This window comes from Ancylomarina sp., assembly GCF_041555295.1.
Lineage (GTDB): Bacteria > Bacteroidota > Bacteroidia > Bacteroidales > Marinifilaceae > Ancylomarina.
Map to the genome: position 1 here is coordinate 1 of NZ_JBFFKR010000133.1, position 9,128 is coordinate 9,128.

A 9,128-nucleotide genomic window follows, 5' to 3' on the forward strand; every position below is an offset into this window, starting at 1 on the left:
CATTCTCTTTTACAATCTTGGCTAAATCTTTCAATTTTCCCCTCCAGATTTTCTCTTCCTGCCAAGTCAGTTTATAACAAACAGCAATTGGTGTTTCAGGAGGATAAGCCGCCAACAAATCAGACTGAACCTGATCAACCAGAGTCGCACTTAAGAACAAACAAATGGTCGATTGAAACTTAGCCAACTCCGTTAATTTCTCTCTCTCTGGCATAGCCGTACGCCCTTCGCCACGAGTTAGAATAATGGTTTGAATACGATCAGGAATCGTAAACTGTGATTTCAGACGAGCTGCTGCCGCTTGAAACGAAGAAATACCAGGAACAATTTCATAAGACATATGGTTGTGATCGAAGAAATTCATCTGCTCCTGAATGGCACCATAAATACAAGGATCACCTGTATGCAAACGCACAACTGAATGTCCCATTTTATAATGCTCATGCATGATATCGAATTGCTCTTCAAGCGTCATAGATGCTGAATTACGAACCACACAGCCTTCTTTAGCATATTCAGTCAATCGACGAGGAACCAAACTACCTGCATATAGGATCAAGTCTGCATTCTGTAGTAGCTTCTTTCCTTTAACCGATACCAATTCCGGATCGCCAGGCCCCGCACCAACAATGGTTACAAAACCGGCTTTTCTTTCTTGGCGAACATCCATAGCCAAAGCTAAAGTGAAATGCTTTCCGAAAGAATCAACATGCTTCGATTTTCCAATCAATAACTTCTTAGCTCCCGATGCCAATAGAGCAGAAGCTTCGCTCACATTATTAGCTCCTGTTGCTGCATGTGCAGCTTCTGAGAATAATAGATCAGCATCAATTTCATTTAAATCTTCCGCTCCAAAATAGTTGAAAGTCAATGCATGCTTTTCACTCATCGCTTTGTAAGCCGCTTCATCCTTTTTCAGGTCAACCGTATTGATTGCCACCAATGAATACTTAGAGTAGTTTTGTTCTTCAAGGAAGTTTAAAACTTGAGCTTCGTACTCATCAGCATTGATGTTCTTTTGAGCACCCGTTCCCAAATGCAGGCATTTAGGGCGGAAGAATAAGATAGGAAGAGTCGTCTCATAAAGCTTTGGTGTCAATGCAATAATCAAGTCGAAATCCTTAGGATTGATTGCTGAGAACTCATAAAAGACCTCTACAAAATCAGGAAGTGTTCTTTCCAATTGCTCGCTACCTTCATCTTTTATATCAAGTAATAAAGCCGTCTTTTTACCATTCACAAAAGCAGCAATAAAGTCATTTTCTGTGGTATTGAAATACTCGTTTGTCCACTTGTATTTTCTACCGATGATATCCAAAGCCCAAAGGTTCAGCGTATCGCTAGCAGTAGTAATCAAAGCAGTTCCGCCAGAAATACTGGCAATCGTTTTAGCCAAATGGTTGGCGCCACCTTTATGTCCTGACAATACCGACTGCACATATTGACCTTTCACATCCATATTAATGATGGCTGGATCGATCTGCTTATTCTGAATAAATGGTGCTATTGATCGTACACAAATCCCTAAAGCTCCAATAAATACAAAGGCGTTGTAGTTATTAAAATCCTTTTCAAGGAAGCTGTTTATCGATTCAATTTTAGTCGTTCCTTCGTAAGCTCCAACTGAAAAGATCTGAACCTGATCCAGCTCTTTACGAAGCGTATCAGCAACTTCCAGCGACTGCTTATTATTTATGATTATGGCTATTTTATCCATGGGTCTATATTTTTTTGAAGATCTCAGTGATATAAAAAACCACCTCCCCCTCTCCCGATAAATCGGGGTCGGGTACTCCTCCTTGAAAATAAGGAGGAGAAATCAAATTACTTGTTATATTTTTGTTGAACCCCTTCAGGGTTCTATCATATTTGTATCGATATACCACGGGTTTCACCCGCGGTTATTCATATTTAACCACTTCGTGGTTTCTTACTGGTGAAAAAACATGCATCATCACATTAACACATCTCCAAATCAACTCATCATCATATCATAGACGCACGATCGTGCGTATCTACATTATTTTTGTTGCTTTTAATATTTCAATTGGGTTAAAATCATCCAATTGTATGCGACTTGATTTCTCTAATTGCATACCTAACTCAAGGGCGGATTCTTTAAATGTTGATATGGTTTCATCACTTACTGCATTGAATACAATACATCCATTGGGCTTTAAAAGAGCATGAAGTTTCTGCATCATTTCAGAAAGTTTGCCGCCATGTCCACCAATAAAAATGCGATCGGGAGCAGCTAAGACTTCAATATCTTGCTCAAAGAAATCACCATTATAAATATCGATTCCAGGAACATGAAAGGTTTTCATATTATTACGAATAATAGTATCCGACTCCGTTCTCTTTTCAAAAGCAATCACCTTCAGTTTTGGAAAAGCTTGCTTGGCTTCAATTGAAACCGATCCTGTGCAATAACCCACATCCCAAAGGACAGAGGCTGAATCCAATTGTAGGCTCGACAAACTAGCCAAACGAATCAGACTCTTGGTCATCATTTTCGGACGCCCATCAAGAGTTTGGAAAGCCTGGTCGGGAATACCGAATTGGCGAATGATAGGCTTATTCTGAACCAATATCATACAATTTGGGTGAACGAAATCAACTTCTAAAAGTTCAGCTATGCTTAGCTTCTGACATTTTTGATTAGGCCCACCTAGTTTTTCACCCAAGTAGCAATCGTAATTGTCAAAACCGTAGTCGAGTAGATATTGAGCAATGGTCTTTGGTGTTTTTTGCCTGTCGGTTAAAACACCAATCATCTGTTCACCTCTAATCAATGGCAAATCGATTTCAGGCCAATCGCGACCGGTAAGTGTTGCAATGTGCATTTTACCATATTCCAACTGATAGTGATGTGCTAAAAGCTGAAGGCTATTGTGTGCCGGATATACCAAAAGTTCAGCTTCGGGAAATTCACGTTTAATCGTGTTCCCTATTCCATAGAAAAGAGGATCACCCGAAGCAATGACAACAATAGTCTCATCAATTTGTCTGTACTGATCAAAGACATCAGTCAAAGGCACCGTAATATTAATCCACTCGGCATTTTCAGGCAAAAAATCCTGAATCAAGGCCTTATGACGTATACCTCCCGAGAAGAAACGAGACTTAGCAATATGCTGAATGGCTTCTCTATTCAGATTTGGATGTGGCATATCTGTAATGCCTATGACCACAAATTTAGACATCGCGACCAACTTTTAATTCTTTAGCATCGTCTAAGCTTAATACCGAATTAACGATAGTTGCAGCTAATGTTGACCCACCTTTTCGTCCTTCAATAATAACGGCTGGTAGTTTTGCAAAACTCTTCACTCTATGCTTTGATTCTTCTACATTAACAAAACCGACTGGCGATGCAATAATTCCCATTGGTGAGAAATTCTTCGAACGCATTAGAGCTGTTAGTTCAATTAGAGCAGTCGGTGCATTACCAAATACATAAAGCGCATCAGGATGATCTTCAACCGCCAAACGAATACCCGCTTGAGTACGGGTGATCTTGTGCTTTTCGGCCAATTCAGCCACACGAGGATCGTGTAAATAACATTTCACTTCTATACCCATTCGCTCACAAGCGGCCTTACGAATTCCAGAAGTTATCATGGTGACATCAGTGATAATCACACCCCCATTTTTCAACTTCTCATGCCAAACATTCAAAGCGTTGTTGCGTACCTTCAATAGGTCAACCATTTGAAAATCTGCCGAAGTATGAATCAAATGCAATAAAGCCCATTTTGTCTCCAAGGCTATATCTTTCCCCTTTAACTCTTCAGCAATAGTGGCAAAACTCTTTTGCATGATCAGTGGTCCGGGCTTACCGTTCTCACTGTATTTAGAGTAATAACCGCGCGGGGTTATGAATTTATTATTCTTAGATATATAAGATTGAGAGTTGCCAATCACAACCAGGCAGAACATATCTACTTTTTCAAGATCTACTTCGGCTAGCGTACTAAGCTCAATATTCTCTTCAGCACGTCCAACCTGGCGAACAATGGCAACTGGTGTTTCCGGGCTACGCTCCTCAAGGAAAATTTCCTGAAGACGATAAATTTGCCAGTAACGTCCCTTACTTTTAGGGTTGTATAATACGGTGACAAAATCGCCAAAAGCAGCTGCTTTAATACGTCTTTCGATCAACTCCCATGGCGTTAACAAATCAGATAAAGACAGAATAACGGTATCGTGACCAATCGGAGCTCCCAATTTGGCAGCCGCAGCCTGGAAAGCAGAAATGCCAGGAATCAATTCGATTTCAACACTCGAATCGCGCTTTTCAGCCATCTCATAAATCAGTGGAGCCATACCATAAATACCAGCATCACCAGAACTAATAACAGCTACTTTCTTGCCTTGCTCTGCGTATTCAAAAGCAATCTCTGCTCGTTGAGTTTCCTGTTTCATTCCTGTATCCAAACACTCTGTTCCTTCCTGAAGGAAAGTTTGAATAAATTGGAAATAGTACTTGTATCCAATAACAACATCTGCCTCTTTAATGGCATTGATAGCTGGATTTAAAAACATATTTGGGTCACCAGGACCTAAACCAACGATATATATTTTTCCTTGCATCTTATTCTCTTTGTATTTAATATCAAAACTCCAAAGTTGAACCCCTTCAGGGTTCTATACAGGAGACTGTATTCTCCACAGGTTTCACCCGTGGTTATTCATATTTAACCACTTCGTGGTTTATAGCTTGGGCTGACCTTTTTACTTGTTAACTTTTCCCGATACTATCGGAACTTTGCTTCCTTTAACCTTTTTACTTTTTACACTTCGACTCCGCTCAGTGCACCGCCTTTATCCTTATTCACCTTCTTCAGAATAATGATGGTGAAATAAGGGATCCTTCTATCACGAAGCACTTCTGCATCGTCAGTGATAAACTCCTTATCGGTTCCCAGATATTCTCCATAGAACAATTCTGGTTTATGCTCTAAAATAAAGTCCGCAATCCATGTCTTTACCTTAGAAACCTTCATCAACACGATAGTGTCGTTTTCTTGAAGTTGCTTAAGTAACCCCTCAGGGCTATCCACATTAGGATCAACCAGAACTTTATCACTTAAAGTGCAAATAGGCAATTTTGATTTAGCACCTGCCAAAATAAAAGCGGGCACACCTGGAATCATTTCATATGAAATATCATTCGCTTTAAGGTGCTTTAACAGATAAGCAAATGTGCTGAAGAACGAAATATCACCCTCACTCACCACAGAAACATGCAAATCCTGCTCTATATCGGCCTTGATTTTCTGAAATAATTCAAAATAGGCTCCTTCTGCTTCCGATCTGTCATAAGACATTTTCAGAGGAATTGGGTGCAATTGCAAATCGTTTAAACCTAACTCTTTCAAGATAGGAAGTGAAAAACTAGAATTGCCTTTTTTCTCAGACACACTAGCTGGATAATAAATCTTATCAGAATGCTGAAGTGTTTTAAGGGCCTTGATCGTAATCAATTCGGGGTCGCCTGGTCCTAAAGAAACCCCATATACTTTACCACTTGTTTTTGACATGTATCTTTTTGTTATCGGTTATCGGTTGATGGTTATCGGTTTTCTACTTGATAACTGACAACTAATAACATGTTTTCGCCTTCTTAACTTTTATCTTCAGACGCACGGTCGTGCATCTCTACTTATTAATGATGATGATGACCGTGATGGTGGTGATGTGAACAGGCAGACGGATCTCTGCTTTCAATCAAATCCACCTTGCCTTCTTCTACTGCTTTTAATCTCAACATCAGAATATCGATCAGCATATCACTCTCGCCAATTTTAGGACATAGAATGAACTCCTTTTCAGGATGTCTTAGTCTGAATTCTTCAATGCTTCTGATTGCATTATCCAGGTAAACGCCTGGGAAGAAGATATAAGGTAAAGCGATAATACGCTTGTATGATAATTGATCTAAAACTGCCAAAGCTTTATCAACAGAAGGGAAAGTCATACGTGAAGTAAAAGCATTGATCATGAATGGCATCTTCAACTCTTCCTGAGCCAAACGAGATAGTTTGAGCATATCGCCATTTGAATCGGCCATAGAAGCTCCAATACCAATTGGGAAGAAAGCTGTATCGCTCATGTCTTCATCAGAGATACTCTTCTTGATTAGATCCAATGAAAGATCCACCATTTCCTGACAAACGCCAATGTAATTGGCCAATTTAATATTCACCTCATGTTTTTCCTGAAGCTCGTGAAGCTGATTCGGAATATCAGAAGCGATATGAACACCATTGAATAAGAAAACTGGTATGGCAATAATCTCCTCAACACCTTTAGCTTTAAGCTTGCTTATGCCCTGCTCAAAATTAGGTTCTGAAAGCTCTAGAAAACCATATTCAACTTCATAATCAGTAATTGTACTGGCAAATTTCTCAGCAAATGCTTTAAAAGCTAATTCTCCAACTTGAACACGAGTACCGTGTCCGCACAGTAATATTCCTTTCATAATTTTAGATTTGAGTTGTGAGATAATTAACCTCACTCTTTAAGCTTACTATCTTTTATAGTTAAACTCTGTCAGGTCTGCCTTCGGCTGACTCTTACAGTTTATCACTTTTTGACTTTCTTGCCACCTCGACTACGTTTTATCGTAATTCATAATTCACAATTCATAATTATAGATTTCTACCTTATCGTAATTGATAATTCTCAATACATAATTACGCCTTAATAAGCCATCTGAGCATCTTCAGCTACAGCCATCAGTTTATCTGATATAGAAACCACTTCGCCAACAACCATAATGGCAGGTGGACGAAAATCTAAAGCTTCCATTTTTGCGATAATATTATGCAACTCGCCTTTTACAACCTCCTGTTCAGGACAAGTTCCCCAACGAATGAGTGCAACCGGAGTTTCTTTAGAACGCCCATGTTTCATCAAATTATTAATGATATTTGGTGCATTGGTTATACCCATATAAAAAACAAGGGTATCAATACCCGTAGAGATTTTATCCCATTGTAAATCTCTTTCACGACTTACAGGTGGATGACCCGTGAAGAATGCCACTGAAGAAGAAACATTACGAGCCGTAACAGGAATACCGGCATAAGCAGGTGCAGCAATACCCGAAGTGATACCTGGAATCTCTTCAAACTCGATTCCATTTTCAAGCAATTTGATTGCTTCTTCACTTCCACGTCCAAACACATAGGGATCGCCTCCTTTGAGACGAACAACCGTTTTCCCCGTCTTGGCATAATCCACAATCATCTGATTGATATCTTCCTGAGGGCAAGTGTGATTCTTATGCTTTTTCCCAACATAAATGCTTTCACAACTGTCCTTACAATAGTCCAGAAGTTCAATATTCACCAAGTAGTCATAGAATACCACATCGGCGATTTTTAAAGCCTCAGCAGCCTTAACCGTAATTAAACCTTTATCTCCAGGTCCTGCACCGGTTATATATACTTTTCCGTTCATTATCTTTTATATATCAAGTATCTTAATAAGTCAATCGACTTTATAATTCCCAAGTGTTTTTATCAATTTTATTTAATAACGCATCTACCTTTTCAAGTAAATTATCTCTCATAAAAGCCTTCTTTTCCTTTTCCCCAAGTCCAATAGTATCCTTAACCAACTGGTTTCTTAGATGCCCCAATTCCAGAACGTCATCTTGCAAAGAGCAATCAAATTTCTGATCGAGATATTTACGGATTTTCTTAGCTAAATAGGGATTTTGACCATTTGATGAAACAGCCAATTGAATATCGCCACACTGGCTTGCAGCCGCAGGATAAAAATTGGAATACTCAGACGAATTGGCTGAATTGAATAGAATAGCCTGCGATTCTGAATCTTCCCCGATTTGAGAATTTGTTTCTGAACAATCAGTGGCAGCTATTACAAGAAAGAAGCCATTGACATCATTGGCTTGGTACGTACTATTAAGATAATGGTAGGCACCTGCCTCACGCATTTCTTGTAATATCGCATTAATTTTGGGAGCAATAAGTGTCACGTTAGCTTCAGCCTTAATCAAAGATTTCAGCTTGCGCTCAGCAACTTTACCTCCACCCACAATTAAACAATTTCGGCCCTTTAAATTCAGACTTACAGGATACCAGCTCATCGTACAATTTTTATATTAATAAATTGATAGCAGTGTAACCTAACTCGATTTATGGGGTATATGGCACTATTGAAGATGATAAGATCTACAAACAACTCCCTTCCCCAAGAGTCTCAAGTTTGATTACAGTTTTTGGCAGGTTTCCTGACTTGTTTCGTAGATCAAAAGATCGGTTTCTTTCCTTCCCATCCGCAAAATGCGAACAGTGGATGTGGTAAAAACCATAAAAAACTTACAGTAGCGGGGGCTGTCTCGGATTTTAACCGAATTCCCTTTTAAAGCTCAATCGACGATTAAGCTTTCACCAAAACTGCGTCAAATGTAAGCGTTTTTTATTCTCTCCAAAACAATTTGAAGACGTTTTGTTCTTTTTAGGATTTGTTATAAAACATCAATATCCTGAACAGGTGTTAAATATCAACATCATAAGGTTTCAGATTAGACTATCAACGTTTCTAATTCAGACTAATTATTCTTTATATTATTCTATTCAATCAGAAAATCAGTATCTATGTATCTTAAACCAATTTTTAAGTACTAAAATCACATGGCACCTCTTCAAATATTTTCCATTACCCTATTATCAATCTATGTTATTCTAATTGTTGGGTCATCACTATTTTCTAAGAAAAGTGATTCTGTTGAAGGCTATTTCCTAGCTAATAGATCTCTCTCTTTCTTAGCCTTAGCCATAACGTTTATCGCCTCATGGTGGGGAGCAGGTTCTGCTATCGAAACGGCTGATCATTCCTTTCAAAATGGAATCAGTGCCTTTTGGATTTATGGTATGCCCGTTTTATTCTCTACTGGTTTACTCTTTGTATTTGCGAGAGCCATTCGAAAAGTGGGGAGCATCACGCAACCTCAATTATTGGAAGAACGCTATGGAAAAGCACCAGCCTTAATGCTGTCAGTGCTCATTTTCTTATTCATGACGATTACAGCTGCCTCACAAATTGTGGGAATTGGTATATTCTTCGAAAAGTTTCTACACTTAGATTATAAG

Annotated in this window: 8 protein-coding genes and 1 riboswitch; of the genes, 1 reads left to right on the top strand and 7 read right to left on the bottom strand. The window is 39.0% G+C overall.

Annotation, left to right across the window (positions count from 1 at the left end; all coding sequences use genetic code 11):
• From cobM to ABY905_RS10370, 7 genes are all read right to left on the bottom strand, one after another.
• Window positions 1-1,717 (bottom strand): precorrin-4 C(11)-methyltransferase (cobM, locus tag ABY905_RS10340; RefSeq protein WP_372643337.1); only part of this gene is annotated, 1,717 nt, incomplete at its 3' end.
• Window positions 1,718-2,015: 298 nt separating this feature from the next.
• Window positions 2,016-3,206: a precorrin-6y C5,15-methyltransferase (decarboxylating) subunit CbiE gene (gene cbiE, locus ABY905_RS10345; protein WP_372643340.1), complete on the bottom strand. Its 1,191-nt coding sequence runs from the start codon at window positions 3,204-3,206 to the stop codon at window positions 2,016-2,018.
• A complete protein-coding gene (gene cobJ, locus ABY905_RS10350; RefSeq protein ID WP_372643342.1) occupies window positions 3,199-4,596 on the bottom strand; it encodes a precorrin-3B C(17)-methyltransferase in 1,398 nt (465 codons plus the stop codon). Before cobJ ends, cbiE begins: the two co-directional genes overlap by 8 nt.
• A 200-nt stretch (window positions 4,597-4,796) precedes the next feature.
• Complete coding sequence (gene cobI / locus ABY905_RS10355) at window positions 4,797-5,546, bottom strand: precorrin-2 C(20)-methyltransferase (RefSeq protein WP_372643344.1); 750 nt, start codon at window positions 5,544-5,546, stop codon at window positions 4,797-4,799.
• 125 nt (window positions 5,547-5,671) lie between these two features.
• The gene (locus tag ABY905_RS10360; protein WP_372643346.1) at window positions 5,672-6,487 is read right to left on the bottom strand and encodes a sirohydrochlorin chelatase; all 816 of its coding nucleotides are present in this window, start codon (window positions 6,485-6,487) and stop codon (window positions 5,672-5,674) included.
• Window positions 6,488-6,708: 221 nt separating this feature from the next.
• Window positions 6,709-7,470 carry a uroporphyrinogen-III C-methyltransferase gene (gene cobA, locus ABY905_RS10365; protein WP_372643349.1) on the bottom strand — a complete coding sequence of 254 codons (762 nt, stop codon included), beginning with the start codon at window positions 7,468-7,470 and terminating at the stop codon, window positions 6,709-6,711.
• A gap of 40 nt (window positions 7,471-7,510) precedes the next feature.
• Window positions 7,511-8,122, bottom strand: coding sequence for a bifunctional precorrin-2 dehydrogenase/sirohydrochlorin ferrochelatase (locus tag ABY905_RS10370; protein ID WP_372643351.1), 612 nt, complete (start codon window positions 8,120-8,122; stop codon window positions 7,511-7,513).
• A gap of 116 nt (window positions 8,123-8,238) precedes the next feature.
• Window positions 8,239-8,446: riboswitch (cobalamin riboswitch) on the bottom strand.
• A gap of 223 nt (window positions 8,447-8,669) precedes the next feature.
• Here ABY905_RS10370 and ABY905_RS10375 point away from each other — a divergent pair.
• Window positions 8,670-9,128, top strand: a 459-nt coding sequence (locus ABY905_RS10375) for a sodium:solute symporter family transporter (protein WP_372643354.1), incomplete at its 3' end; no start/stop codon positions are given.